The sequence below is a fragment of the Ancylobacter sp. TW_SC_1 genome, assembly GCF_056836805.1.
In genome coordinates this window covers 2431335-2455459 of record NZ_CM166365.1, presented here as the reverse complement: position 1 = coordinate 2455459, position 24125 = coordinate 2431335, and the positions used below count along the sequence as shown (strand labels likewise).

22 protein-coding genes are annotated in these 24125 nt (G+C 68.8%); 15 read left to right on the top strand and 7 right to left on the bottom strand.

Annotation, left to right across the window (positions count from 1 at the left end; all coding sequences use genetic code 11):
- Nucleotides 1-145: 145 nt before the first annotated feature.
- The 6 genes from AC1PZ7_RS11295 to AC1PZ7_RS11270 all read left to right on the top strand — a co-directional run bounded on the left by AC1PZ7_RS11295 (nt 146) and on the right by AC1PZ7_RS11270 (nt 7165).
- Nucleotides 146-1438, top strand: coding sequence for an O-acetylhomoserine aminocarboxypropyltransferase (locus AC1PZ7_RS11295; RefSeq protein ID WP_482355330.1), 1293 nt, complete (start codon nt 146-148; stop codon nt 1436-1438).
- Between the two features lie 201 nt (nt 1439-1639).
- The gene (locus tag AC1PZ7_RS11290) at nt 1640-1801 is read left to right on the top strand and encodes a DUF1127 domain-containing protein (RefSeq protein ID WP_213371981.1); all 162 of its coding nucleotides are present in this window, start codon (nt 1640-1642) and stop codon (nt 1799-1801) included.
- A 125-nt stretch (nt 1802-1926) separates the two neighbouring features.
- Nucleotides 1927-3360, top strand: coding sequence for a methylenetetrahydrofolate--tRNA-(uracil(54)-C(5))-methyltransferase (FADH(2)-oxidizing) TrmFO (trmFO, locus tag AC1PZ7_RS11285; protein WP_482355329.1), 1434 nt, complete (start codon nt 1927-1929; stop codon nt 3358-3360).
- Entirely contained in the window at nt 3357-4433 is a 1077-nt protein-coding gene (locus tag AC1PZ7_RS11280; RefSeq protein ID WP_482355328.1) for a serine/threonine protein kinase, read from the top strand. The genes trmFO and AC1PZ7_RS11280 overlap by 4 nt, the downstream gene beginning before the upstream one ends.
- Nucleotides 4434-4772: 339 nt before the next feature.
- Nucleotides 4773-6188, top strand: coding sequence for an exopolysaccharide biosynthesis polyprenyl glycosylphosphotransferase (locus AC1PZ7_RS11275; RefSeq protein ID WP_482355327.1), 1416 nt, complete (start codon nt 4773-4775; stop codon nt 6186-6188).
- A 47-nt stretch (nt 6189-6235) separates the two neighbouring features.
- A complete protein-coding gene (locus AC1PZ7_RS11270) occupies nt 6236-7165 on the top strand; it encodes a glycoside hydrolase family 18 protein (protein WP_482355326.1) in 930 nt (309 codons plus the stop codon).
- Between the two features lie 6 nt (nt 7166-7171).
- Here the strand turns inward: AC1PZ7_RS11270 and AC1PZ7_RS11265 are convergent, their stop codons facing one another.
- From AC1PZ7_RS11265 to AC1PZ7_RS11245, 5 genes are all read right to left on the bottom strand, one after another.
- Nucleotides 7172-8020 carry an FkbM family methyltransferase gene (locus AC1PZ7_RS11265; protein ID WP_482355325.1) on the bottom strand — a complete coding sequence of 283 codons (849 nt, stop codon included), beginning with the start codon at nt 8018-8020 and terminating at the stop codon, nt 7172-7174.
- 1 nt (nt 8021) lies between these two features.
- Nucleotides 8022-9377 carry a hypothetical protein gene (locus AC1PZ7_RS11260; protein ID WP_482355324.1) on the bottom strand — a complete coding sequence of 452 codons (1356 nt, stop codon included), beginning with the start codon at nt 9375-9377 and terminating at the stop codon, nt 8022-8024.
- A complete protein-coding gene (locus tag AC1PZ7_RS11255) occupies nt 9374-10210 on the bottom strand; it encodes a WecB/TagA/CpsF family glycosyltransferase (RefSeq protein ID WP_482355323.1) in 837 nt (278 codons plus the stop codon). The genes AC1PZ7_RS11260 and AC1PZ7_RS11255 overlap by 4 nt, the downstream gene beginning before the upstream one ends.
- 23 nt (nt 10211-10233) lie before the next feature.
- Nucleotides 10234-11076 (bottom strand): polysaccharide biosynthesis/export family protein, encoded by an 843-nt coding sequence (locus AC1PZ7_RS11250; RefSeq protein ID WP_482355322.1) that lies wholly within the window; start codon nt 11074-11076, stop codon nt 10234-10236.
- A gap of 194 nt (nt 11077-11270) precedes the next feature.
- Nucleotides 11271-11723: a hypothetical protein gene (locus AC1PZ7_RS11245; protein ID WP_482355321.1), complete on the bottom strand. Its 453-nt coding sequence runs from the start codon at nt 11721-11723 to the stop codon at nt 11271-11273.
- Between the two features lie 102 nt (nt 11724-11825).
- On the opposite strand from AC1PZ7_RS11245, the gene AC1PZ7_RS11240 reads away from it, so the two are divergent.
- Both AC1PZ7_RS11240 and AC1PZ7_RS11235 read left to right on the top strand, forming a co-directional pair.
- Nucleotides 11826-13121 carry a lipopolysaccharide biosynthesis protein gene (locus AC1PZ7_RS11240; RefSeq protein ID WP_482355320.1) on the top strand — a complete coding sequence of 432 codons (1296 nt, stop codon included), beginning with the start codon at nt 11826-11828 and terminating at the stop codon, nt 13119-13121.
- 136 nt (nt 13122-13257) lie between these two features.
- Nucleotides 13258-15381, top strand: a complete 2124-nt coding sequence (locus AC1PZ7_RS11235; protein ID WP_482355319.1) for an exopolysaccharide transport family protein — start codon at nt 13258-13260, stop codon at nt 15379-15381.
- Here the strand turns inward: AC1PZ7_RS11235 and AC1PZ7_RS11230 are convergent.
- Entirely contained in the window at nt 15366-16304 is a 939-nt protein-coding gene (locus AC1PZ7_RS11230) for a LysR family transcriptional regulator (protein ID WP_482355318.1), read from the bottom strand. The two genes, AC1PZ7_RS11235 and AC1PZ7_RS11230, sit on opposite strands and share 16 nt — an antisense overlap.
- Nucleotides 16305-16545: 241 nt before the next feature.
- Between AC1PZ7_RS11230 and AC1PZ7_RS11225 the strand changes: the two genes are divergently transcribed.
- The 7 genes from AC1PZ7_RS11225 (at nt 16546) to AC1PZ7_RS11195 (ending at nt 22437) form a co-directional block, all read left to right on the top strand.
- Nucleotides 16546-17364 carry an SDR family NAD(P)-dependent oxidoreductase gene (locus AC1PZ7_RS11225; protein ID WP_482355317.1) on the top strand — a complete coding sequence of 273 codons (819 nt, stop codon included), beginning with the start codon at nt 16546-16548 and terminating at the stop codon, nt 17362-17364.
- Complete coding sequence (locus AC1PZ7_RS11220) at nt 17358-18098, top strand: SDR family NAD(P)-dependent oxidoreductase (RefSeq protein ID WP_482355316.1); 741 nt, start codon at nt 17358-17360, stop codon at nt 18096-18098. Before AC1PZ7_RS11225 ends, AC1PZ7_RS11220 begins: the two co-directional genes overlap by 7 nt.
- Nucleotides 18099-18130: 32 nt before the next feature.
- Complete coding sequence (locus AC1PZ7_RS11215; RefSeq protein WP_482355315.1) at nt 18131-18907, top strand: creatininase; 777 nt, start codon at nt 18131-18133, stop codon at nt 18905-18907.
- Between the two features lie 203 nt (nt 18908-19110).
- Nucleotides 19111-20070, top strand: a complete 960-nt coding sequence (gene speB / locus AC1PZ7_RS11210; RefSeq protein WP_482355314.1) for an agmatinase — start codon at nt 19111-19113, stop codon at nt 20068-20070.
- Nucleotides 20070-21026, top strand: a complete 957-nt coding sequence (speB, locus tag AC1PZ7_RS11205; RefSeq protein ID WP_482355313.1) for an agmatinase — start codon at nt 20070-20072, stop codon at nt 21024-21026. The genes speB (AC1PZ7_RS11210) and speB (AC1PZ7_RS11205) overlap by 1 nt, the downstream gene beginning before the upstream one ends.
- 104 nt (nt 21027-21130) lie before the next feature.
- Nucleotides 21131-21619: a DNA starvation/stationary phase protection protein Dps gene (gene dps, locus AC1PZ7_RS11200; RefSeq protein WP_482355312.1), complete on the top strand. Its 489-nt coding sequence runs from the start codon at nt 21131-21133 to the stop codon at nt 21617-21619.
- A gap of 332 nt (nt 21620-21951) precedes the next feature.
- Nucleotides 21952-22437 (top strand): MarR family winged helix-turn-helix transcriptional regulator, encoded by a 486-nt coding sequence (locus AC1PZ7_RS11195; RefSeq protein WP_482355311.1) that lies wholly within the window; start codon nt 21952-21954, stop codon nt 22435-22437.
- 54 nt (nt 22438-22491) lie between these two features.
- On the opposite strand, the gene AC1PZ7_RS11190 is transcribed toward AC1PZ7_RS11195, so the two are convergent.
- On the bottom strand, nt 22492-24120 hold the full coding sequence (locus AC1PZ7_RS11190; RefSeq protein WP_482359620.1) for an alpha-D-glucose phosphate-specific phosphoglucomutase: 1629 nt from the start codon (nt 24118-24120) through the stop codon (nt 22492-22494).
- Nucleotides 24121-24125 lie beyond the last annotated feature (5 nt).

Here is a 24125-nt window from a genome sequence, read left to right as displayed (position 1 = left end):
CACTGGAATAACAAAACAAATCTGCTGTTTATTTCTTTTGCCAATCCTGTTGCGTTTTTTAGCGAAGCCGCGAAACTGCGGGGCAACGGCGCCCATGCCGAACACGCTCAAGAATGACGCACATGCGCGCCGACAGGAGAACGCCATGACCGACGCCCCGCAGCCCACGCCCGGCTTCGCCACCCTCGCCGTCCATGCCGGTGCCCAGCCGGACCCCACCACCAAGGCGCGCGCCACGCCGATCTACCAGACCACCGCCTTCGTGTTCGACGATGTCGACCACGCGGCGGCGCTGTTCGGGCTCAAGGCGTTCGGCAACATCTATACCCGCATCGGCAACCCGACCAACGCCGTGCTGGAGGAGCGTGTCGCGGCGCTGGAAGGCGGCACCGCCGCCCTCGCCGTGGCCTCGGGCCATGCCGCGCAGTTGCTCACCTTCCAGACCCTGCTGTCGCCGGGTGACGAGTTCATCGCCGCGCGCAGGCTCTATGGCGGTTCGATCAACCAGTTCAACCATGCCTTCAAGAGCTTCGGCTGGAACGTCGTCTGGGCGGATTCCGACGACATTGCCTCCTTCGAGCGCGCCGTGTCGCCGCGCACCAAGGCGATCTTCGTCGAATCGATCGCCAATCCGGGCGGCGTCATCACCGACATCGCCGCCATCGCCAGGATCGCCAAGCGCGCCGGCGTGCCGCTCATCGTCGACAACACGCTGGCGACCCCCTATCTCATCCGCCCCTTCGAGCATGGCGCCGACATCATCGTGCATTCGGCGACCAAGTTCCTCGGCGGCCACGGCAACTCGATCGGCGGCGTCATCGTCGACGGCGGCTCGTTCGACTGGCTGCGCGAGGGGCGCTACCCCTTCCTGTCGCAGCCGCGCCCGGAATATGAGGGCACCGTCATCGGCGAGGCCTTCGGCAATTTCGCCTTCGCCATCGCCGCCCGCGTGCTCGGCCTGCGCGATCTCGGCCCGGCGCTTTCGCCCTTCAACGCCTTCCTGATCCTGACCGGCATCGAGACGCTGCCGCTGCGCATCCAGCGCCATTGCGACAACGCGCTCGCCGTGGCGCAATTCCTCGCCGAGCATCCCAAGGTGTCGTGGGTCAGCTATCCCGGCCTGCCGGGCGACCGCTATTACAATCTCGCCAAGCAGTACACGCCCAAGGGCGCCGGCGCGGTGTTCACCTTCGGCCTCAAGGGCGGCTACGAGGCCGGCGTGGCACTGGTCTCCGGGGTGAAGCTGTTCTCACACCTCGCCAATATCGGCGACACCCGCTCGCTCATCATCCACCCCGCCTCCACCACCCACCGCCAGCTCGCCGACGAGCAGAAGACGCTCGCCGGCGCCGGCCCGGACGTGGTGCGCCTGTCGGTCGGCATAGAGGACGCGGCGGACATCATCGCCGACCTCGATCAGGCGCTCAAAGGCGCCTGATTCTGCCCACATTTCCGCCAGCCTTGCGGATCGTGAATGAATTGTGAGCGCGTCATGCGCGGCGCGCAAAGCTGGGATGCGGTATATTTCCTACCAAATGAGCAGGATGTCGCATATCTAGGCATCGGAATGATTAACGGACGTGCAGCTACCCGGGGTGCCCGGCGGCCGCGATCCGGATCCTAACCGATGGAGACTGACATGCTGCTTTGGGGCCTCGTTGCCAAGCAGATCCGCCGCTGGCAGGCGTATCGTCGTACTCTCGTTGAGCTCTCCCAGCTCGACGACCGCACCCTCGCCGACATCAACGTCTCGCGTGGCGAGATCACGAGCGTCGCGCGCCGGGCTGCTGCCGCCGCCTGAGCGGGCGGATCGCATCCTATTGGCGATTGAAGAAACGGCCCCGGATTTTTCCGGGGCCGTTTCTTTTTTACCCCCGATCCGTGCTAAGGCGCGCATCTGGCACGACGGCAACGCAACGACAGGTCATGAGCATCACTGACACGCGCCCGGTTCACGTCATCGGCGGCGGCCTCGCCGGCTGCGAAGCCGCCTGGCAACTCGCGCGGCGCGGCGTGCCGGTGGTCCTGCATGAGATGCGCCCGACGCGGGGCACGGAAGCGCACAAGACGGACAGTCTCGCCGAACTCGTCTGTTCCAACTCCTTCCGCTCGGACGACGCCCAGAACAATGCGGTCGGCGTGCTGCACGCGGAGATGCGCCGGCTCGGCTCGCTGATCATGGCCTGCGCCGACAGCCACCAGATCCCCGCCGGCGGCGCGCTGGCGGTCGATCGCGAGGGCTTCGCCGAAGCCGTCACCGCCGCCATCGCCGCTCGTCCCGAGATCACCATCGAGCGCGGCGAGATCGCCGGACTGCCGCCGGAGGACTGGGACAGCGTCATCATCGCCACCGGCCCCCTCACCTCGCCGGCGCTCGCCGAGGCCATCCGCGCCCGCACCGACGTGAGCGCGCTGGCCTTCTTCGACGCCATCGCGCCGATCGTTCATTTCGACTCCATCGACATGGACGTGTGCTGGTTCCAGTCGCGCTACGACAAGGTGGGACCGGGCGGCACCGGGGCCGACTACGTCAACTGCCCGATGGACAAGGAACAGTACGACGCCTTCGTCGCCGCGCTGGCCGCGAGCGACACTGTGCCGTTCCGGGAGTTCGAGGCGAACACGCCCTATTTCGACGGCTGCCTGCCCATCGAGGTCATGGCGACGCGCGGACCGGAGACGCTGCGCCACGGCCCGATGAAGCCGATGGGCCTGACCAACGCCCACAACCCGACCGTGAAGCCCTATGCCGTGGTCCAGCTCCGCCAGGACAATGCGCTCGGCACGCTCTACAACATGGTCGGCTTCCAGACGAAGACGCGCCATTCCGAGCAGGTGCGCCTGTTCCGCATGATCCCCGGGCTGGAGAAGGCCGAGTTCGCCCGTCTCGGCGGCCTGCACCGCAACACCTATCTCAACTCGCCCAAGCTGCTGGACCCGACGCTGCGGCTCAAGGCCGAGCCGCGTCTGCGCTTCGCCGGCCAGATCACCGGCTGCGAGGGCTATGTGGAGAGCGCCGCCATGGGGCTGATCGCCGGCCTGTTCGCCGCCGCCGAGCGCCGTGGCGAGATGCCGGCCGGGCCGCCCGCCACCACCGCGCACGGCGCGCTGCTGAACCACATCACCGGCGGCCATATCGAGACGGTGGAGGCCGGTCCGCGCTCGTTCCAGCCGATGAACGTCAATTTCGGCCTGTTCCCGCCGCTCGATGCTGCCCCCACCCGCGACGCGGACGGCAACCGGCTGCGCGGCACCCAGAAGACCGTCGCCAAGAAGCAGGTCCTCGCCGCCCGCGCCCTCGCCGAGTTGGACGCGTGGGCGAAGACCCATGCCGACGAGCCGAGCGAGGCGGCCGCGTGAGCCTCGACATCCCTTCCCGCGGTGGCGTCTTCGAGCTCGACACCGTGCTCAAGCGCGACACCTTCTCGACCATCGAGCGCGGCATCTGGCGCGACGCCGCCGGCAACGCCTTCCCCGCCGTGCGGCGCAACTATGCCGAGGTGAAATGGTGGGTGAAGCCGATCGCCCGCCATTTTGCCAAGCGCGAGGCGCGCGCTCTCGTCCGGGCGGAAGGCAGCGGCCACACCGTGCCGGTCTATGCGCTGGAGGAAGGCTATCTGGTGCGCGGCTTCGTCGATGGCATCCCGCTGCAGATCGCCAAGCCGCGCGGCGATCTCGCCTTCTTCGCCTCCGCCCGCAAGGGCCTGCGCGAGGTGCACCGGCGCGGCATCGCCCATAACGACCTCGCCAAGCCGCAGAACTGGCTCTACGCCGCCGACGGCCGGGCGGTGCTGATGGATTTCCAGCTCGCCATGTGCTTCACGCGGCGCAGCAAGACGTTCCGGCTGGCCGCCTATGAGGACATCCGCCATCTCCTCAAGCAGAAGCGCAGCTACTGCCCGGAGGCGCTGACCGCGCGCGAGAAGAAGATCCTCGCCCGCAAGAGCCTGTTCACCCGCATCTGGATGCGCACCGGCAAGCAGGTCTACAATTTCGTCACCCGCCGCCTGCTCAACTACCACGACACGGAAGGGCGCGGCCCGCGCGCCATGGAGCAGGGACCGCGCATCGCCGCCGCGCTTGCCGAGGCGCCGGGCGTGCGCGCGGTCCACATCTGCGACTTTCCCACCGCCGGCCACAGCTTCGGCCTCTACGCCTTCGTCGAGGCGACGGGCGAGGCCGACGAGCCGGCGCTGCGCGCGCTGCTGGCCGCCCGCCTGCCGGACATCCTGCCGCCCGAGCATATCCAGATCGTCGCCGCGCTGCCGCGCGAGGTGACCGGCGGCGTGCGCGACGATCTGCTGCGCCTCGTCGCGCTCAACCAGATCGACCAGCTCTCCCTGCTGCCGCGCGGGCCGCGGGAGGAGGAAGCGCTTGCCGCGATCGTCCGCGACCGGCGCAACCTGAGCGACCGGGTACGCGGCGGCATCTAGTGGATCGACCGACACGGATGGTACCCATCCGTGTCGAAAATCTGGTCCACCCGATCAGTGCGTTGTGAGCCGACCGGGTCGCGACATTCGGGATCCGGATGTCGCGGTCGGATCACTGAGCCGGCATCGGCTAAACATTCGATAAACCAATACCCTAGACCAAATGGTAAGTGTCGACGCGGTAGTTTGAGACCGCGCGGCACCCCCTGGCCGGCGTTTCCTCGTCATGGTGCTGATGCGTTTCCTGTCCCACACCGACCTGCGACCTGTCCCGCGCCCGGGAGCGCTCCGCGCGCCCTCGCGCGTTCCGCTGCGTAGGCCGCCGCGAGGCGTCGCGCGATGACCGGCTGGACGCACGGCCTCATCAACCGCCTCGTCATCCTAGGCGATCTCGCCATGATCGTCCTGGCGGCGCTGATCTACTATTCCGTCTGGCACATATTGGCGCTCAGCCAGATGGCCGTGCTCGGCACCATCGGCGCCATGATCTACTGCGGCGTGCTGATGCTCGGGCAGGCCTACCGCGTCGAGCACTACACCCGCCGGCGGCGCCAGATCGTCCATGTCTTCATCGGCCTGACCCCGGCCTTCTTCGCCGTCTTCGTCGTCTATTACGCCCTCGTTCCGCCGCAGCCGGGCGATCCGGAGACGTTCGGCCCGTGGGCCGCGCTGACGCTGCTGGCGCTGCTGGTCGGCCGTCTCGTGCTGGTGCGGCTGGGCATGGACCGGGTGGAGCGCAGGAAGCTCCTCGTCCGCAGCACGGTCGTCATCGGCGATCTCGACCGGGCCTATGCGCTGGTGCGTCGCTATCAGGAACAGGCCCGGTCCGGCGGCCTGCTGTCCTTCGTCGGCGTGTTCCGCGACGGCGGGCGCGAACCGACCAATGCGGAGCATGCCGGCGACGGCGTCCCCCCGGTCCTCGGCAACATCGACGACCTGCTGGAACTCGCCAAGGCCGGCGTGTTCGATCTCGTGGTCATCACCAAGCAATGGGACGACATCCGCCGCATCGGCGCCATCGCCCGCCAGCTCCATCGCGTCGCGACCGACGTCATGGTGGAGATGGAGCCGGACATCCTCAACACCACCGCGGCGCGCATCACCCGCATCGCCGACCTGCCGACCCTCCAGGTGCAGCAGCGCCCGCTCAAGGGGTCCCTCGGCGTCCTCAAGGCGCTTGAGGACTACACCGTCGCGACCGTCGGCCTCATCGTCCTGGCGCCCGTGCTGCTGATCGCGGCGGTGGCGATCAAGCTGGATTCGCCCGGCCCGGTGCTGTTCCGCCAGGCCCGCATCGGCCTGAACCGGCGCGAGTTCATGGTCTACAAGCTGCGCACCATGCGTTTCGATCCGGCCGATGACGGCACCATCGGCGCGGTGCGCGCCGACCCTCGCGTCACCCGCATCGGCGCGATTTTGCGCAGCCTGTCGATCGACGAGATTCCCCAGCTGCTCAACGTGATGCGCGGCGAGATGTCGGTGGTCGGGCCGCGCCCGCATGTGCCGAACATGCTCATCAATGAGGAGCTGCGCTACGAGGCGGTCCAGGACTATGTTGCACGTTCGCGCATGAAGCCCGGCATCACCGGCTGGGCGCAGATCAACGGCATGCGCGGCGGCATCTACACCATGGAGAAGGCGGCGCGCGGCGTCGAGCTCGACCTCTATTACATCGAGAACTGGTCGATATGGTTCGACATCAGGATCATCCTGCTCACCATGACCAAGGGTCTCGCCGACACCTCGGTCTTCTGAGCTGCAGCGTTCTCGCCCTGGCATTCCTGCTGCTCGCCGGCGGCCGGGTGCAGGCTGGGCCGCCGCGCCCGTTCCTCGCCTATCACGCGAGCTGGTACGAGGTGGCGGCGACGCGGGCCTCGGAAACCACCCTCGCCCGGCTGCCGGGCTACCTCACCCATGTCGCGCTGAGCTTCGTGAAGCCCGATCTTGCCTATCCCGGCGGGTTGCAGCTTGAGGGGACCGGGCTGCAATATCCCTATGGCGGTGCGGTGCTGAAGGAAGCCATCGCTCTCCTCAAGCAGCGCCAGCCGGAAATACGCGTGCTGCTGTCGGTCGGCGGGGCCACCTATCATGGCTGGGACAGGCTCGACGAGGCGGCGCTGGCGCGGCTGGTGCGCGACCTCGGCGCCGACGGCGTCGACATCGATTTCGAGCCGACAAACCCTGAATGCACAAGGGTTTCCGGCCGCATGCGCTGCGCCGATGATGCCCTCTCCATCGACATCGTCCGGCGGTTGCGGGCGGCATTGCCGCGCCCCTCCGTGCTCAGCGTCGCCGGGTGGAGCGTGGGGGCCTATGGCGAGGGCGCCTTCGCCGATGCGCCGCCGGCCAGCCCCTGGCGCGGCGCGCTGCTGGCGCTGCTGCAATCTCAAGCTGCAGAAGATCTCGATCTGGTGTCGATCATGAGCTACGACGCCGGCCCCGCCTTCCACCCGGCGCAGGCGTTCCGCGCCTATCGCGCGGTGTGGAAGGGGCCGCTCGCCCTCGGCGTCTCGGTGATGCCGGCCAGCAATGGCGGGCCGCGCTTCACCGTGGACTATACCGGGGCGATGCTGACGGAGATTCTGCGCGACCGCCAGGGCGGGGCGATGCTCTACGCCCTGCGCGAGGTACCGCCCGGCCCTCCGGGGCCGGACAATCCCGACTACCGTACCCTCTCGGCGCTGATCTGCCTCGTGCTGGAAAAGCCCGGCTGCGACGCGCCGATGCCGTGAGGCGCGTCAGCGCAGCGCCGGACCGGCCGGATGGCGCGCGACGACGTTCATGAAGGCCGCCGGCCGGCTGGCGAGCGGCTCCAGCACGCCGTCGTCGCTGAGCGCGTGGAACTGGTAGCCGAGCCCGGCCAGCGCGTTCCACGCCACCGCCGTGTCGCCGCCCGCCTTGACCAGCGTCGGGCAGTTCATCTCGAAGATCACCGTGGGATGATAGGCCGCCAGGGTTTCGCCGGCGCCGGCGATGACCATGCCCTCGGCGCCCTCGACGTCGATCTTGATGCAGTCGACGCGCGGCAGGCCGAGCTCGCGCACCAGAAGGTCGAGCGTGGTCAGCTCCACCGTCTCGGTCTCGGACGCCGAGCCGTCGCTGATGAGCGAGAAGGCCTGCGGGTCGTTGCCGAGCGGATTGTGGAACAGCGCCGCCCGGCCGGGCTTGTCCGACAGCGCCTTGTGCACCCGCGCGACATTGGCGAAGCCGTTGAGCGCGATATTGGCGTCGAGCTGGGCGCCGGCCTCCTTGCCGGGCTCCACCGCGACGACGCGGGCCGCCCGCGGCGCCGCCTTCAGCGTGAACAGGCCGATATTGGCGCCGACATCGATGAAGACGTCGCCCTTGCCGACGAATTTCTGCAGGTAGTCCAGCTCCGGCTCCACCGCGTCGCGCAGCAGATAGGCCGTCACCGAGGTGAAGCGCATGTCCGGCGGCACGCGCAGCCGGGCGCCGGGCACCAGCTCGAATGCCGGACTGCGGCCGAGCGCGACGTTCAGCGTCCACGCGATGCCTCGCCCGATCACCGTCAACGGCGCACGGCGAAAGGCCGGTTCGTGCATCAGCTTGGCGACGCGACGCAGCATTTCAAATCCTGACATGATGGTGGTTGACGGTGAAGCTTATGCGGTGCGCGGGTGCCGGTGTCGAGGGCGTTCGGTGGCGCTCGCGGCTGAGATAGACGGCCAGCGCCATCACCACGCCCAGCTCGCCCGGCGTGAAGACGAGCGAATACACCGCCGAGGTGGCGAGCATGTAGAGGATGTAGTCCGACAGCGCGAGCACCATCGGGTCCTCCACCCCCCGCGTGGCGCGCAGCAGCGTGAAGTAGCCCCAGACATACAGCCCGGCGAGCAGCAGCGCGCCGAGCAGCCCGTATTCGAACACGGTGCCGAACCAGCCGAGATCGGCGACGTAGAAATTGCTGTTGCCGAAGATGTCGGCCAGCGTGACGCTGCCGAAGCGGGTGGTGGCGCCGACGCCGAACAGCCAGCGCCACGGATCCTCGCCGAGGAAATTCGCGGCCAGCGCCAGCGAGGTCTGGCGCACGGTGAGCGAGCCGCCCAGCGACTGCGCCAGCCCCTCGACGTCGCGCAGCACGTAATAGGCGATGGCGATCGGCGCCGTCGCCAGGAACAGGCCGGCCACCAGCAGCCGCAGCCGCGGCGCCAGCGAGATCACCACGCCATAGGCGCAGACCAGCATCATGCCGCCGATCGCCGCGCGCTGCTTGTAGATGGTGAACAGCAGCACGAAGCCGATCACGATCGCCACCGGCAGCAGCACGTTCGGCCGCTGCATGAACAGCCGCGTGAGGTAGAACAGGAACAGCGCGCCGAAGAACATCGGCATGTAGATGCGGTAGCCGCGCTCGTTCTCCACCATGAACAGCTTGCCGAGCTCGGGATTGTTCACATAGGAGCTCAACGGCACGACGAGCCAGAGCAGCAGCATGAGCACGAAGGTGCCCCCGCCCAGCACGATCAGCATCGCCCTGGTGCGGCCATAGCTCGGCGACAGCCAGACCAGCAGCGCCGACAGCGCGAAATAATAGGCCAGCGGCCAGATCTTCACCGTGGTGGTCAGCGCGTCGACCAGCCCGTTGCCGAGCTGCAGCATGGAAATGAACGGCGTGAAGCCGAGCGTGTAGGCGAAGAAGATGAGGTAGACGCGCTTGGCCGGCAGCTGCAGCTGCAATATCGCGTAGAGGCTCAGCGGCAGGGTGATGAGCGGCCAGGCCTTCGACAGCAGGTAGGGCGCGGTCAGTTCGTGCAGGTAGTAGAAGCTCTGCCCGAACAGCGGCAGCGTGCCGAGCAGTAGGGCGGTCGTGACCGGCCCGGAAAACCGCTCGCTGGAGGGCGGCGCGCCGGCGGGAGCGAAGGCGCGCGGCAGCGTCACCACGGCGGCGCGCTTGTCTCCCCCCTGCCGGCCGACACGGCTCATGCCTTGTCCTTCCTGCCGCCGTCCATGCCATAGGCCGCCGGCTTGAGCCACGCCTTGAGCGCGACCCACAGCACCGGCAGGGAATCGACGAAGACGCGCCGCGCATGGCCCACGGGATTGAGCGCCAGCCGGTGCGCCCATTCCAGCCCGGCCTTGCGGTAGAATTCGGGCGCCCGCTTCGTCAGCCCGGTGGCGAAGTTCAGCGAACCGCCGACGCACAGGCCGACACCGGTCGCCCCTCCGCGCCGGTGCACTTCCCGCGCGAGATACTCGCCCTGCGGCGTGCCGACGCAAAAGAAGACGTAGCGCGCGCGATGGGCCAGCACGAAATCGACGCAGGCCGCGACCTCGTCGGGCCGGTTGATGAAGCCCATGGACGGGTTGAAATGCGCGACGCGGCCGAGGCCGTAGAGGCTGGCGAGACGCCTTGGCACCTCGTCGCTGCCGCCGATCACCGTGACCGCATCGTCGGGACGGATGTGACGCTTCAGCATCATCACCGTCAGGTCGCTGCCGGCCGCCAGCGGAATGTCGAGGCCGAACACATGCTTGGCCAGCAGGCGCGGCACCTGCCCGTCGAGCAGCCGCATCCAGGCATGGTCGTAGACGTCGCGGAAGCGCGCGTCCCGGCTCACCTCCAGCAGGGTGAAATGCGCCGCATTGGGCGTGACCACATAGGCGAAGGGCGCCTCGGCCGGGCGGGCGGCGATCCGCTGCGCCGCCTCGGCGGCGTCGAGCCGCGCGACCGGAACGCCGAGGAACATCGCCTGCGCGATATCGCCCACCGGCGCGGGAGCCGGAGAGGCTGCCGTCTGGCTCGCTGCGTCCACCATCGGTTCCTCGCACGCGCCCGGGGCTAGATGACCCCCTGGGTGCCCAGCGTATAGTTGAAGGTGCGCTGGAAGGGCACCACCTTGTTGATGAACTGGTCGATCCAGACATTGAGTTCGGAGACCGAGCTGCGCGGCACGTAGATGATGTCGCCGGACGCGAGCTGCACGTCGTCGAGCGTGAAGCCGGTCTGGATGATCTCCTTCACATTGATCAGCCGCAGCATCGGCAGGTTGTCCGGCCCGCGCCGGATGATCGCCACCTGGCCGGTGCGGGCCTCGTCGGTGAAGCCGCCGGCCATCAGGATGCTCTGCAGCGTGCCGTTGCGCATGTCGGCCAGATTGTACGGGCCGGGCTTCTCGACCATGCCGCCGATGTAGACCTTGGCGGAGACCGCCTCGTCGAGCGAGATGACCACCTTCTGGTCCGCCAGCTCGACCTTGGAGGCACGGCGCACCACCTCCTGCGCGCCGGCCAGCGTCAGTCCCTCGACCTTGAGCTGGCCCACCGCGCGCGGCGCGATGGTGCCATCGGGCGCGACGACGAGTTCCTCGTCCATCTCGCGGGTCAGGAAGTACTTGATCTTCAGCTTGTCGCCGGCCCCCAGCCGGTAGGCCGGCATCTGGCTCGACCAGGGCCGGAAGCCGGTCGGGTTCACCTCGGTGAAGCGCAGTTCCTGGCCGGTGGTGAAGGTGTCGTTCGGCGATTCCGGCCTGCCGATCGAACCCGTCTGGTCGCGGTTGGTCTGGCAGCCGGCAAGGAGGAGCGCGCCCAGCAGCGCGCCCGCGACGCGCCCGCCCCACACGCCGCGCGCTGTTGGCGGCGTTGTGGAAGCGGCGACAACATCACCGCGCAGGCGTACGCGCATCACTTCGGCTCCTGATCGTGGCCCGCGCCGGCACCGGACCGGGACGCGCCGCCCCTCCGAACCGGTTTCGGCAGGGCATGGCGGCAGCTCGGCATGGCTGGGCGGATCAACGTGGCCAGCGAAACCTAAACGAACGCGGTTAATGGAGGTTTAATGGTTAATGGATTGATATCCCGGCACTTTTCCCGCGCGGCTCACCCCTTCCGGCAGGTCACTCCGGCGCGCCGCGCCTTGCGGTAGAACGGCACCAGCTCGATCCGCTCCAGCTTGGTCCACAGCACGCTGTAGGTCGGCGGGCAGAACCGCATCACCGCCGAGGTCGGGTTGCCCTGCCAGTCGTCCGGCACATGGATCATCACCGCGAAGGCGCCGAGCGAGAATTCCGGCTCGTTCGCCCACCAGCGCGTCGGCAGCACGGCCTTGAGATAGTCGCGGATGGCGAGCCGGCCGTCGAACGGCGCGGGATCGATCTCGGGATCGACCTGGGAAGCCGGCAGATCGCTGATTCCCGCCTGCCCGCAGGCGGGGCCGGCAGCGAGCAGCGCCGCGAGGGCGAGAGCCGCCGCAGCGCGGCGACGGGCCCGGCCGGAACCCGGCGCGGTGCCGGCCCGACAGCCCCTTGCGGGCTCGCTGCGTCCATGGTTCATGCCGGTAATGTCCCCTGCGCGACTCCCACGGCGCCGCCGGTGCCGCATATGCCATGGCGGGCCGCGCCTGTCGCGCGCGGCGCGGCCATCGGGCCGCCCGGCATGACACGGATGGCCCTGCCCGATCTGCGCCGGCTCGTCGCCACCTATGGCCCCTATGCCGGCGGGCTGCTGGCCCGCGGCGTCGAACTGGTGGCCAAGCTCGGCCTCTACATGCTGGCCGCCCGCATCCTCGGCGCGCATGAGGCGGGACTCTACTTCCTGTGCATGACCTGGGTCGGCCTCGCGGCGACCATCGCACGGGCCGGCTTCGAGAAGGCGGTGGTCCGCCACATGGCCGGCGACCTCGCCATAGGCCGCCGCTCGCAGGCGCGGGCGGCGATGTTCATCGGCTTCGGCGCCACCGCCCTGGGCGGCATCCTCGCCACGCTCGCCACCCTCCTGCTCGCCGGCCCCTCGGCGCTGCACGTCTTCGACGACCCCGACCTGACGCGGCCGCTGCTGATCGCGGCATCGGCGATCCTGCCGCAGGCGGTGTGCTACTACGCGGCGCATGTGCTGCTCGGCCATGACCGCAGCGTGGCCGGCCAATGGGTGCAGAATGCCGCCTGGCCGGCCTTCGCGCTGCTCGCCATGCTGGCCGGCGTGCACTCGCTCGACGGCATGCTCTACGCGCTCACCGCCTCGAACCTCGCCTCGGCGCTGCTCGGCATCGTGCTGATCTGGCACACGCGGCCCGCGCCTCCCACGCCCGGCGCCGCGCCGGACAAGAGCGTGGCCCTGCCCGCCCTGTGGCGCACCGCGCTGCCGCTCGGCGTGGTGGAGGTGGTGCAGGTCTCGCTCAATTCGGTGCCGCTGCTGCTGCTCGCCGCCTTCGCCACGGCGGCGGATGTCGGCGCCTTCAGCGTGGCGAGCCGGCTGTCCATGCTGATCTGGGTGGTGATCATCTCGATCGGCTCGATCGCCGCCCCGCGCTTCGCCTCGCTGCACCGGCGCGGCGAGTGGGAGGCGCTGCGCGCGCAGAACCGCCGCGCCCGGCTCCTGGTGGCGCTGTGCGGCCTGCCGCCCATCGCGCTGATGATGCTGTTTCCCGAGCCGCTGCTCGCCCTCGTCGGCCCCGGTTTCGAGATCGCGGCGACGGCGCTGGTGATCATGAGCGTCGGCCAGCTGGTGAACTGCCTACTGCCCTGCCAGGACATCATGCTGGCGATGACCGGCTATGGCGGCGTGCTGCGCTGGCTGAACGCGGCGCAACTCGCCGTCTGCGCCGTGGCCGGCGCGATCCTCGTCCCGCTCTTCGGCATGAACGGCGCGGCGATGCTGAGCGCGCTGGTCATCGCGCAGGGCGCCATCGGCACCGCCTATGTCGTGCGCCGGCTGCTGCCGCGCGCTTTCTGACGCCGCGACGGCGCTATCGAACGCCGCATTTACCGCTCATTAGGGCTAACAGGGCAAATTCGGCTTGTCCGCCAGGCGAGCCAGAGGGCTTCGCCGCGGCGTTCTCACCGCCGGCGGCGGTCAACAGGAACACGTAATGTCTATGACGGGCGCGCACGCCGCCGAGATTGACGGGCCGGCACCCGGCACGCCAGCCCCGGCTTGGCCCGCCACCTTCACCATCCGCGACTTCCTGATCGCCGCCTTCTTCCACATCCGCATCGTCGTGCTGGTGGCGCTGGTTCCGCTCGCCCTCGGCGTCGCCGCCGCGACGATGACCAAGACCGAGTACACCGCCTCCAGCCTGGTGATGGTGATCGTCAGCCGCGAGGTCACCAACCAGCAGAGCGTGACCGACAGCGGCCCGGCCGTGCTGTCCATCGAAGGGCTCAAGCAGGTCGAATCCGAGGTCCAGATCATCGAGAGCGCGGATGTCATCCGCACCGTGATCGAGGATATCGGGCTCGACCGGCTCTATCCGCCCTCGCCCCTCGGCTATCTGCGCAACCTTCTCGGCAGCGCCAGCGTGATGGACCGGGCGATCGCGCGCTTCCGCAGCGACCTCCGGGTCTCGGTGCGCGACGGCTCCAACGTCATCGAGATATCCTTCACCCATGGCAGCCGGACGCTCGCCGTCGAGACCACGGACAAGCTGGTCGAGGTCTATCTGGCGCGCCGCCGCGCCATCATGCAGAACCCCACCGCCAAGTTCCTCGCGGTCGAGGTGCAGCGCTTCAAGCGCGAGCTGGGCGAGACCGATCTGGCCATCGAGGCGCTGAAGACCCGCGCCGGCATCATCGATTTCAGCCAGGACGCCGTGCTCGCCGCCAACCAGGTCGACGCCGTCGTGCAGCGCCGCCGTCAGGTCGCCGAGCGGCGCGTCGCCGTCGCCAGCCAGATCACGGAGGCGGAGGCCCAGCTCAAGGGGTTGCCGGCGACCGTTCTCGACTTCGACCAGCGGAGCGATTCCTCCGGCAACGACGAAGACAACAACGTGCTGAGCCGGCTGCTGGTCGAGCGCGACCGCATCTCGATGCAATATGCGCCGAACGGCTCGATGATGCGCGAGATCAACCGCAAGATCGATACCATCCGCCAGCAGATCGCCACCCGCGACCAGCGCGCCTACCTGACCAGCCGCGACGTGCGGAACCCGTCCATCGGCTATCTCAACAACATGATCCTGGCGCTGCGCATCGAGGCGGACGCCCTCGGCCAGCAGGAAAAGGAGCTGGGAGAGCAGCAGCAGACCGCCGAAAAGCGCCTGACCGAACTGCGCTCGGCCGAGACCGAGCTCATCGAGCTGCACCGCCAGCGCGACACGCAGAACGACAGCTATCGCGAATATCTGCGCCGGGCCACCGCCGCGCAGATCGAGGAGGCCGCCTCGGCCGAGCGCGAATCCAGCGTGCGCATCGTGCAGAATGCCGGCGACGCCGTCGTCAGCCGCAACATGCGCCTGCCCTATCTCGGCGCCGGCATCCTCGGCGGCCTGCTGTTCGGCGTCGCCGCCGGCGCCGTCGCCTCGGCGCTGCGCTCCAACTTCATCATGCCGCACGAGACCGAGCGGGCGCTGGAACTGCCGATGCTCGGCGAATACGCCAACAAGGAGCATGCCGACGACCCCGCGGCAACGGAGCGCGAGATCAGCGGCCTCGCCGCCTTCCTGCTCGACACCGAGGTGGACGGGCGGCCGCTGCGCACCGTGCAGTTCCTCGCTGCCGAGCCGGACGAGGCGCTGGCGCCGCTGGCGCGCGGCATCGCCGCCGAGATCACCCAGCAGCGCGGCCTGCGCACCCTGCTGGTCGACCTCACCGCCCCGCCCACCGACGCCACCGGCGACCTCACGGCGCGCGAGAATGGCGGGCTCTACGTGGCGCCGAGCGAGACACCGCTGCTGTGGGTGCTGCGCGACCGCGCCCGCTCGCCGCTGCTCGACATACGCCGCCCCTCCGCCGAGGCGCGACGCCTGATGGAAGAACTCGGCACCACCTTCGAGGCGGTGGTGGTGTGCGCCACCGCGCAGGATTCGGCCGCCATCGGACACCGCTTCGAGGAACTGGTCGACGGCAACGTGCTGGTGGTGCGGGCCGAGAAGACCCGCAAGGCGCCCGCCGTGGCGCTGCGCACCAGCGTCATCGAGAATGGCGGCGTGCCGCTCGGCTTCGTCTTCGTCGGCCGGCGCTACATCCTGCCGGACTGGATCTACCGGCTGGCCTGAGCGCCGGCGCCGGCCGCCTCCGGCACGGGGCGCGCCTGCGCCTTCAATTCGCGGATGAAGGCGTCGACCAGCGGCTGCTCGCCGGCGCGCCGGCGGGTGGCGGCGAAATGGGTGGTCTCGAAGCCGTAGCTCTCGGGCCGCAGCACCCGCATCTGCCCGCGCCCGACCCAGTCCTCGCCGATATGGCGCGGCAGGTAGCCGATGAACCGCCCCGACAGGATCATCATCACCTGCGCCTCCATCTGCACGATGGCACCGCTCGCGCGCGGATGGTTGACCCGGTAGAGGTCCTCCAGATGGCGATAGCGCCGCACGGAGAACAGCGCCTCCTCGATGCTTGCATGGGTGATGGCGGCGGCAGGGACCGCGAACAGCGGGTGCTCCGGCCCGCAATAGAGCGCCTGCGCCTCGCGGTTGAGCGGGAGGTAGGTGATGCCCGGCACCTTCTGCGAGAACGGCCCGACCACGATGTCGCGCGCGCCGTCCATCAGCGCGCGCTCCAGCACCAGCGGCGTGCCCAGTTCCAGATCGACGAACACCTCGGAGGCATAGGCCATGTAGCGCGACAGCACGCTCTGCAGGCCGAGCTGCGGATTGGTGACGACGCCGTCGACGATGCCGACCCTGAGCCGCCCGACGAGACGCTGCTGGTCGCGGCCGATGCGGCCGTGGAAGGCGTCGATGTCCTCGAACAGCCGCTTGGCGGCGGCGAGCGTCGATTCCCCGAAGGGCGTCAGCCGGAAGCCGGCCCGGCCACGCTCGCAGAGCTGGCCGCCGAGCTTGCGCTCCAGCGCCGCCAGATGGGTGGAGAGCGTCGACTGCGACAGGTTGAGCGCGATCTGCGCATCGTGGAAGCCGCCCTCCTCCGCCAGCACCACGAAGACGCGGAGCAGCCGGAGGTCGATATTGTCGAGACGGCGCATGCACGCTCCCTGTCGTCGTCATCCCGGCCGAGCGAAGCGGGAGCCGGGATCGCGTGACGTCGGCCCCACCTCCCGCAGACGATCCCGGATCGGTCCTTACGGACCGTCCGGGATGACGTTTGTGGGTGCAGGCCCGGCGCGGCACGCCGCCCGCTCCGATTCACATCGGCATTTGTCGATACAATGTTCCACTAAATCCTATTCTTCCCGAAGTGAATATGGGGGACGATGGTGCATCCTGATGGAGACGCCCCGTGCCGCGCGCCTGCTCCCCTATTGTTCGACGCCGCCCATGACGCTCGACGGCATTTCCGGCCGCGCCGTGCTGGTCACCGGGTCGAGCCGCGGCATCGGCCTCGGCATCGCCCGCGCCTTCGCGGCGGCCGGGGCGGAGCTGCACATGCTGGCCGAGGACGAGGCGATATTCGAGGCCGCCGAGCGGCTGGGCGCGCGCGGCCACCGCGCCGACATCACCTCGGCCGAGGCGGTGGGCGCTGTCGCCGATGCCATCCCCCGTCTCGACGTGCTGGTGAACAATGCCGGGCTCGAACTCGTCACCCCGCTGGACGACGCCGACGCGGCCAACGAGGCGACGTTCCGCCGGGTGGTGGAGATCAACGTCGTCGGCACCTTCCTCGTCACACGCGCGCTGCTGCCCCGGCTCGGCGCGAACGGCCATGGCGGGCGCATCATCAACACCGCCTCGATCTGGTCGCGCAGCGCGGAGGCGCTGTTCGGCGCCTATGTCGCCTCCAAGCACGCGGTGATCGGCCTCACCAAGACCTGGGCCAAGGAGCTCGGGCCGCGCGGCATCACCGTCAACGCCGTCTGCCCCGGCTGGGTGCGCACCGAGGCCTCGCTGCGCTCGCTGCACGCCATGGCGGCGCGCACCGGCATCGCGCCCGAGGTGCTGCTGGAGGAGATCGTCGCGGCGCAGATCCTGCCCGGCTTCATGGACCCGGACGACATCGCCGGCACCTATCTGTTCCTGGCCTCCGACCTCGCCGCCAACATCACCGGCCAGAGCGTGGGCGTCGATCGCGGAGAGTTCCCATGGTAGCGCCGCACAAGGACGCCCCGCACGCCGATCTGCGCGTCGTCGTCACCGGCGCGGCGAGCGGCATCGGCCGGGCCAGCGCCGACGCGCTCAGCGCGGCGGGTGCCAGGGTCGTCGGCTTCGACCTCCACCCGCCGCCGGACGAGACGCGCTGGCCGACCATTCTCGTCAATGTCGCCGACGAGGCTTCCGTCGTCGCCGGCATGGAGGCGGCGACGGCCGAGCTGCGCGGCCTCGACGTCGTCGTGAACTGCGCCGGCATCTGCGTGGAGACGCCGCTGGCGAGCTTCGACATCGCCACCTTCGAGCGCATGGCCGCGGTGAACATGCGCGGGCCCATCCTGATGGCGCGCGAGGCGCTGCGCCATTTCAGCGGCGAGGGTGCGGTGCGCGGGCGCATCATCAACATCGCCTCGGAGCTGGCCTATCTCGGCCGCGCCGGCTTCTCCGGCTATGCCGGCACCAAGGGCGCCATCCTCACCCTCACCCGCTCCTGGGCGCGCGAACTCGCCCCGCATGTGCTGGTCAACGCCGTCGCGCCCGGCCCGGTCGACACGCCGCTGCTCGATTTCGACAACCTCAGCGACGAGCTGAAGCGGCTGGAGACCGGCAACCCGTTCGGCCGCGTCGGCCGCCCGGAGGAAGTGGCGCAGGCCGTGCTGTTCCTGGCCAGCCGCGCCACGGGATTCATCACCGGCCAGTGCATCAGCGTCGATGGCGGCGCGGCGATGCACTGAACCGATCAGCGATCAGCACTCAGGGGGACAGAATGGTCGACAGCGTACGTCTCGACGAACTCAGCTGGCCGGAATTCTCGGCGAAGATCGCCGCCGGCACGCCGGTGCTGCTGCCGCTCGGCTCGACCGAACAGCACGGCCCGCATCTGCCGCTCAATGTCGACGTGGTGCTGCCCACCGGCGTGTGCGAGCGCATCGCCCGCGAGGTCGGCGGGATCGTCGCGCCGACGGTGGCCTATGGCTGCAAGTCGATGCCGCGCTCGGGCGGCGGCGAGCAGTTTCCCGGCACGCTCAGCGTCGATGCGCACACTTTCGCGCTGGTGCTGCGCGACGTCATCCGCAACCTCGCCCGGCAGGGCGTGCGCCGCCTGGTGGTGGTGAACGGCCATTACGAGAATTGCTGGCCCTCGGTCGAGGGGCTCGACCTCGCCCGGCGCGAGATCGCCCGCGACGGCATCACCGATTTCACCGTCATGCGTCTCGAATACTGGGACTTCGCCCAGCGCGCGACGCTCGACGCGGTGTTCCCGGACGGCTTCCCCGGCATCGACCTCGAACATGCGAGCCTGCTGGAAACCTCGCTGATGCTGGTGCTGCGGCCCGACCTCGTCGAGATGGACAAGGCGCCCACCGACGGGCCGGCGCATTTTCCGACCTATGACCGCTTCCCGGTGCCGGACGATTTCGGCCTGCCGCCCTCCGGCGTGCTGGCGGTCGCCACCGGCTCGACGGTGGAAAAGGGCGAAGTGCTGATGGCCGACTACGTCACCCACATCTCCGCCGCCATCCGCAAGGAATTCGCGATGTGAGCCGGTTTCCCGGACAAGCGGCGCGAAGCGCGGCGCCGATCCGGGACCCAGGAGAAAATCCGCTCAGCCGCGGAATCTATTCTTGAAGCGCCTTCGGCGGCGTCTTGCGCTGGATCCCGGCTCGGCGCTCCGCCTGCGGCTTCGCTGGGCCGGGATACAAACTTCGTTCTCATGACGGGCGCAAGGCCCACCAAGGTCAGACCATGACAGACACCTTCGAGCCGCTCGATTCCGGCACCATCCCCCGCTATGCCGGGCTTCCCACCTTCATGCGGCTGCCGGTGGCCGAACCTTCGCAGGTGGACATCGCCATCCTCGGCCTGCCCTTCGACCTCGGCACCACCAACCGCGCCGGCACCCGCCACGGCCCGCGCGAGCTGCGCAACCAGTCGAGCCTGATGCGCCGCGTGCATCACGTCACCGGCCTGTCGCCCTATGACCGCGCCCGCGTCGCCGATTGCGGCGACGTGATCACCGATCCGTTCGACCTGATGCGCTCGCTCGATCTCATCACCGCCCATTACGCGGGCGTGCGCGCGGCCGGCGCGCTGCCGCTGACCGCCGGCGGCGACCATCTCATCAGCCTGCCGATCCTGCGTGGACTGGCCAAGGACGGCCCGGTCGGGCTGATCCAGTTCGACGCCCATTCGGACACCTACGACACCTTCTTCAACGGCGCGAAATACACCCATGGCACGCCGTTCCGCCGCGCCATCGAGGAAGGGCTGGTCGACCCGAAGCGCTTCGTGCAGGTGGGGCTGCGCGGCGCGATCTCGGACGCCGGGAACTACGACTACGCCCGCGACGTCGGCGTGCGCATCATCTTCATCGAGGAGTTCATGGAGCGCGGCGTCGCGGACGTGATGGCGGAGATCCGCGCCATCGTCGGCGAGGCGCCGACCTACGTCACCTTCGACATTGACGGCATCGACCCCTCGCAGGCGCCGGGCACCGGCACGCCGGAAATCGGCGGCTTCTCCACCCGCGAGGCGCAACAGATGGTGCGCCTGCTCGACGGGCTCGACATCATCGGCGCCGACCTCGTCGAGGTCGCCCCGCCCTTCGACCCCTCCGGCCTCACCGCACTCACCGGCGCCACCATCATGTTCGAGCTGCTCTGCGTGCTGGCGGGCGTCGTCGAGAAGAAGAAGGAAGCCCGCTGATGGCCCATGGCTATGAGGGCGGCCGGCTCGACCTGCCTTTCGTCGGCATCTGCACCTTCGGCAAATACCCGCTGCAGCTCGACTGGGACAGGATCGACGCCGACGTCGCCATCCTCGGCGCGCCGTTCGATCTCGGCACGCAATGGCGCTCGGGCGCCCGCTCCGGCCCGCGCGCCATCCGCGAGGCCTCGACGCTGTTCGCCTTCGGCCATGCGGGGGCCTATGACCACGAGGACGACGTCACCTATCTGGCGGCGGAAACCACCCGCATCGTCGATATCGGCGACGCCGACATGATCCACACCGACACCGAGGGCAGCCACGCCAATATCGAATATGCCGTGCGCAAGATTCTGGCGGCCGGGGCGCTGCCGGTGGTGCTGGGCGGCGACCATTCGATCAACATCCCCTGCATCGAGGCGTTCTCCGATCAGGAGCCGATCCATATCGTCCAGTTCGACGCCCATCTCGACTTCGTCGACGAGCGCCACGGCGTGCGGCGCGGGCACGGCAACCCGCTGCGCCGCGCGGCGGAAAAGCCCTATGTCACCGGCCTGACCCAGCTCGGCATCCGCAACGTCTCCTCCACCGCCCGCGAGGGCTATGAAGCCGCGCGCGCCATGGGGTCGGACATCCTGTCGGTCCGGCAGATCCGCAAGCTCGGCGTCGAGGCGGTGCTGGCGCGCATTCCCGCCGGCAAACGCTACTACGTCACCCTCGACATTGACGGCTTCGATCCCTCGATCGCGCCCGGCACCGGCACGCCGAGCCATGGCGGCTTCGCCTATTACGAGGTGCTGGAGCTGCTCGACGGGTTGACGAAGCGCGGCAAGGTGGTCGGCGTCGACCTCGTCGAAGTCGCCCGCGAATACGATCCCGGCGGCGTCACCGCGATCCTCGCCGCGCAGGTGCTGCTCAACTTCATCGGCCGCATCCTGCACCGCCGCGGGGCTTGAACGCCGTTCGTAACGGCCAATTTGTGGAGCGTCGGTGCGAATCCGCATCGCGCGGCCCGACCGGGTGCATAATGTTGGGGCCGGAAACAAGCAGAGGACCCGCCATGCGCGACCACAAGACCGTCAACGACCTTCCTTCCAACGCGAAGAAGGTCGCCATCGAACTGCTCAACGCCAACCTCGCGGCCGGGATCGATCTGGCGCTGGCGACCAAGCAGGCGCACTGGAACCTGAAGGGACCGCAGTTCATCGCGGTGCACGAGATGCTCGACGGTTTCCGCACCGAGCTCGACGACCACACCGACACCATGGCCGAGCGCGTCGTCCAGCTCGGCGGCACGGCTCTCGGCACGACGCAGGTCGTCGCCGACGCGACGCCCCTCACGCCCTACCCGACCGACATCTACGCCGTGCACGACCATCTGAAGGCGCTCGTCGTGCGTTTCGGCGCCGTCGCCAACAATGTCCGCAAGGCGATCGACGAATCCGGCGACGCCGGCGACGCCACCACTGCCGACATCTTCACCGCCGCCTCGCGCTCACTCGACAAGGCGCTGTGGTTCCTCGAGGCGCATCTGCAGGAATCGCACTGAAGACCGCACCTGAGCAGCCGCAGCGAAGGCATCGCCCCCGCTCCTGTCGCGTATCGCCCCGGCGTTGGCCTGAAACGGCTGCCGCCGGGGCAGTCATTTTGTGACCGCCGGTTCGTTCGTCAGGAATTTGTAAGTAGTCTGTGGGTTTTATTGTAATCTCGCGGCGTGCCACGGGGAAACCTGATGGCCTATGGCATACTGCATCGCCACAGAATCGGCCCGCCGCTGCTGCACCTGCACATCGGCTTCGGGCTTGAATTGCAGGGACGAATTGGATGGTAGGCAAGGCAGCCCGGGGGGGCGGCACCTCGGAAGGAACGAGCCCGGATCGCATGGTCTTTTCGACACAGTCTACCTTCGTCGACTCCGCGGGCGCCGAGATTCCGGTCACGCACCTCGAAATCGCCCGTCTGATCGAGCGGGCGCATCGCCGCTTTCTCGACCTGCTGCGCGTCGAGCTGACCCGGCTCGGCACCGACGACATCAGCCCGTCCCAGGTGATGCTGCTCTTCACCATCGGAAATGACGAGCTTTCCGTGCGCGACCTGCTCGAGCGCGGGCATTATCTCGGCTCCAACGCCTCCTATAATCTCAAGCAGCTCGTCGACGCGGACTATGTGCACCGCTCCGCCTCGCAGCGCGACCGCCGCTCCGCGCGCCTGCGGCTGACCGCCAAGGCGCAGAGCCTGTGCGACGCCGTCCGCTCCATGCACGACAACCACCAGAGCGGGCGCGACGAGAACGAGGCCTATGAACTCGGCATCGCCTATGGCGTGCTGCGCCGGCTGGAAATGCTCTGGACCGGATCGCTGCGCTGAGGCGCGGGCTCCCCTGAATGACGAAAGGGCGGTCCCGGGACCGCCCTTTCCTTTTCAGGTGATGACGGTCGGCGCGCTGCGGCCGGTGCAACCCTCGATGTCCGGCAGGGTGCGGGCGATCTCGATCAGGTCGGCCAGCGCGTCCTGCGTGTCGAGGTCGTGGCGCGCCGGGTCCGGCTCGAAGCGTTCGAGATAGACGCGCAGCGTCGCCCCGGCCGTGCCGGTGCCCGACAGCCGGTAGATGATGCGCGAGCCGTCGATGAAGAACACCCGGATGCCCTGCTTCGTCGTCACCGACCCGTCGACCGGGTCGTGGTAGGCGAAGTCGTCCGCCTTCACCACGGTGAGGCCGTTGATGACGGTGCCCGGCAGCGTGTCGAGCTGGCCGCGCAGCCCGGCCACCAGCGCGTCGGCGGCGGCGCTGTCGACTTCCTCGTAATCGTGGCGGGTGTAGTAGTTGCGCCCGAAGGTCTCCCAGTGCTCGGCGACGATCTCCGCCACGCTCTGGCGGCGCACGGCGAGGATGTTCAGCCACATCAGCACCGCCCACAGGCCGTCCTTCTCGCGCACATGGTTGGAGCCGGTGCCGAAGCTCTCCTCGCCGCACACCGTGGCGAGGCCGGCATCGAGCAGGTTGCCGAAGAACTTCCAGCCGGTCGGCGTCTCGTAGCAGGTCACGCCGAGCTTGGCCGCGACCCGGTCGGCCGCGCCACTGGTCGGCATGGAGCGGGCGATGCCCGTGATGCCGTCCTTGTAGCCCGGCGTCAAATGCGCGTTGGCGGCGATGATGGCGAGCGAGTCCGAGGGCGTCACGAAGCGCCCGCGGCCGATGATCATGTTGCGGTCGCCGTCGCCGTCCGAGGCCGCGCCGAGGTCGGGCGCCTCCTCCGACATCAGGAGGTCGTAGAGTTCCTTGGCGTGCACGAGGTTCGGGTCGGGATGGTGCCCGCCGAAATCGGGCAGCGGCTCGCCATGCTTCACCGTGCCGGGCCGCGCGCCGAGCGTCTCTTCCAGGATCGCGGTCGCATAGGGCCCCGTCACCGCGCTCATCGCGTCGAAGCGCATGGTGAAGCCGGAGCTGAACAGGTCGCGGATCGCGTCGAAATCGAACAGCGCGCCCATCAGCTCGGCATAGTCCTCGACCGGATCGACCACGTCGACCACCATGTCCTCGACCCGGGTGATGCCGAGCACGTCGAGATCGACGTCGGGCGCGTCGCAGATGCGGTACTCGCTGATCGTCTTCGACCGCTCGAAGATCGCCTCGGTGACCGGCTCGGGCGCCGGCCCGCCATTGCCGATATTGTACTTGATGCCGAAATCGCCGTGCTCGCCGCCGGGATTGTGGCTCGCTGAGAGGATGATGCCGCCGAACGCCCCATGCTTGCGGATCACGCAGGAGGCAGCGGGGGTCGAGAGGATGCCGCCCTTGCCGACCATCAGCCGGCCGAAACCGGCGGCGGCGGCCATCTTGATGACGATCTGGATCGCCTCGCGATTGTAGAAGCGCCCGTCGCCGCCGATCACCAGCGTCTCGCCCTCGAAATCGGACAGGCTGTCGAACAGCGCCTGGACGAAATTCTCGATGTAATGCGGCTGCTGGAAGACCGAGACCTTCTTGCGCAGCCCGGAGGTACCCGGCTTCTGGCCATCAAAGGGCGTGGTGGCGACGACGCGGATCATGTTTC

What these genes read in the sequence shown, in the direction of transcription:
- AC1PZ7_RS11275 (WP_482355327.1), top strand. Translation starts at nt 4,773, where the DNA reads ATGACCGGCTGGACGCACGGCCTCATCAACCGCCTCGTCATCCTAGGC.
- AC1PZ7_RS11225 (WP_482355317.1), top strand. Translation starts at nt 16,546, where the DNA reads ATGGAGACGCCCCGTGCCGCGCGCCTGCTCCCCTATTGTTCGACGCCG.
- AC1PZ7_RS11255 (WP_482355323.1), bottom strand. Translation starts at nt 10,210, where the DNA reads ATGGTGGACGCAGCGAGCCAGACGGCAGCCTCTCCGGCTCCCGCGCCG.
- AC1PZ7_RS11240 (WP_482355320.1), top strand. Translation starts at nt 11,826, where the DNA reads ATGACACGGATGGCCCTGCCCGATCTGCGCCGGCTCGTCGCCACCTAT.
- AC1PZ7_RS11250 (WP_482355322.1), bottom strand. Translation starts at nt 11,076, where the DNA reads ATGCGCGTACGCCTGCGCGGTGATGTTGTCGCCGCTTCCACAACGCCG.
- AC1PZ7_RS11295 (WP_482355330.1), top strand. Translation starts at nt 146, where the DNA reads ATGACCGACGCCCCGCAGCCCACGCCCGGCTTCGCCACCCTCGCCGTC.
- AC1PZ7_RS11220 (WP_482355316.1), top strand. Translation starts at nt 17,358, where the DNA reads ATGGTAGCGCCGCACAAGGACGCCCCGCACGCCGATCTGCGCGTCGTC.
- speB (WP_482355314.1), top strand. Translation starts at nt 19,111, where the DNA reads ATGACAGACACCTTCGAGCCGCTCGATTCCGGCACCATCCCCCGCTAT.
- AC1PZ7_RS11245 (WP_482355321.1), bottom strand. Translation starts at nt 11,723, where the DNA reads ATGAACCATGGACGCAGCGAGCCCGCAAGGGGCTGTCGGGCCGGCACC.
- dps (WP_482355312.1), top strand. Translation starts at nt 21,131, where the DNA reads ATGCGCGACCACAAGACCGTCAACGACCTTCCTTCCAACGCGAAGAAG.
- AC1PZ7_RS11230 (WP_482355318.1), bottom strand. Translation starts at nt 16,304, where the DNA reads ATGCGCCGTCTCGACAATATCGACCTCCGGCTGCTCCGCGTCTTCGTG.
- AC1PZ7_RS11265 (WP_482355325.1), bottom strand. Translation starts at nt 8,020, where the DNA reads ATGCTGCGTCGCGTCGCCAAGCTGATGCACGAACCGGCCTTTCGCCGT.
- AC1PZ7_RS11235 (WP_482355319.1), top strand. Translation starts at nt 13,258, where the DNA reads ATGTCTATGACGGGCGCGCACGCCGCCGAGATTGACGGGCCGGCACCC.
- AC1PZ7_RS11290 (WP_213371981.1), top strand. Translation starts at nt 1,640, where the DNA reads ATGCTGCTTTGGGGCCTCGTTGCCAAGCAGATCCGCCGCTGGCAGGCG.
- AC1PZ7_RS11215 (WP_482355315.1), top strand. Translation starts at nt 18,131, where the DNA reads ATGGTCGACAGCGTACGTCTCGACGAACTCAGCTGGCCGGAATTCTCG.
- trmFO (WP_482355329.1), top strand. Translation starts at nt 1,927, where the DNA reads ATGAGCATCACTGACACGCGCCCGGTTCACGTCATCGGCGGCGGCCTC.
- AC1PZ7_RS11195 (WP_482355311.1), top strand. Translation starts at nt 21,952, where the DNA reads ATGGTCTTTTCGACACAGTCTACCTTCGTCGACTCCGCGGGCGCCGAG.
- AC1PZ7_RS11260 (WP_482355324.1), bottom strand. Translation starts at nt 9,377, where the DNA reads ATGAGCCGTGTCGGCCGGCAGGGGGGAGACAAGCGCGCCGCCGTGGTG.
- speB (WP_482355313.1), top strand. Translation starts at nt 20,070, where the DNA reads ATGGCCCATGGCTATGAGGGCGGCCGGCTCGACCTGCCTTTCGTCGGC.
- AC1PZ7_RS11190 (WP_482359620.1), bottom strand. Translation starts at nt 24,120, where the DNA reads ATGATCCGCGTCGTCGCCACCACGCCCTTTGATGGCCAGAAGCCGGGT.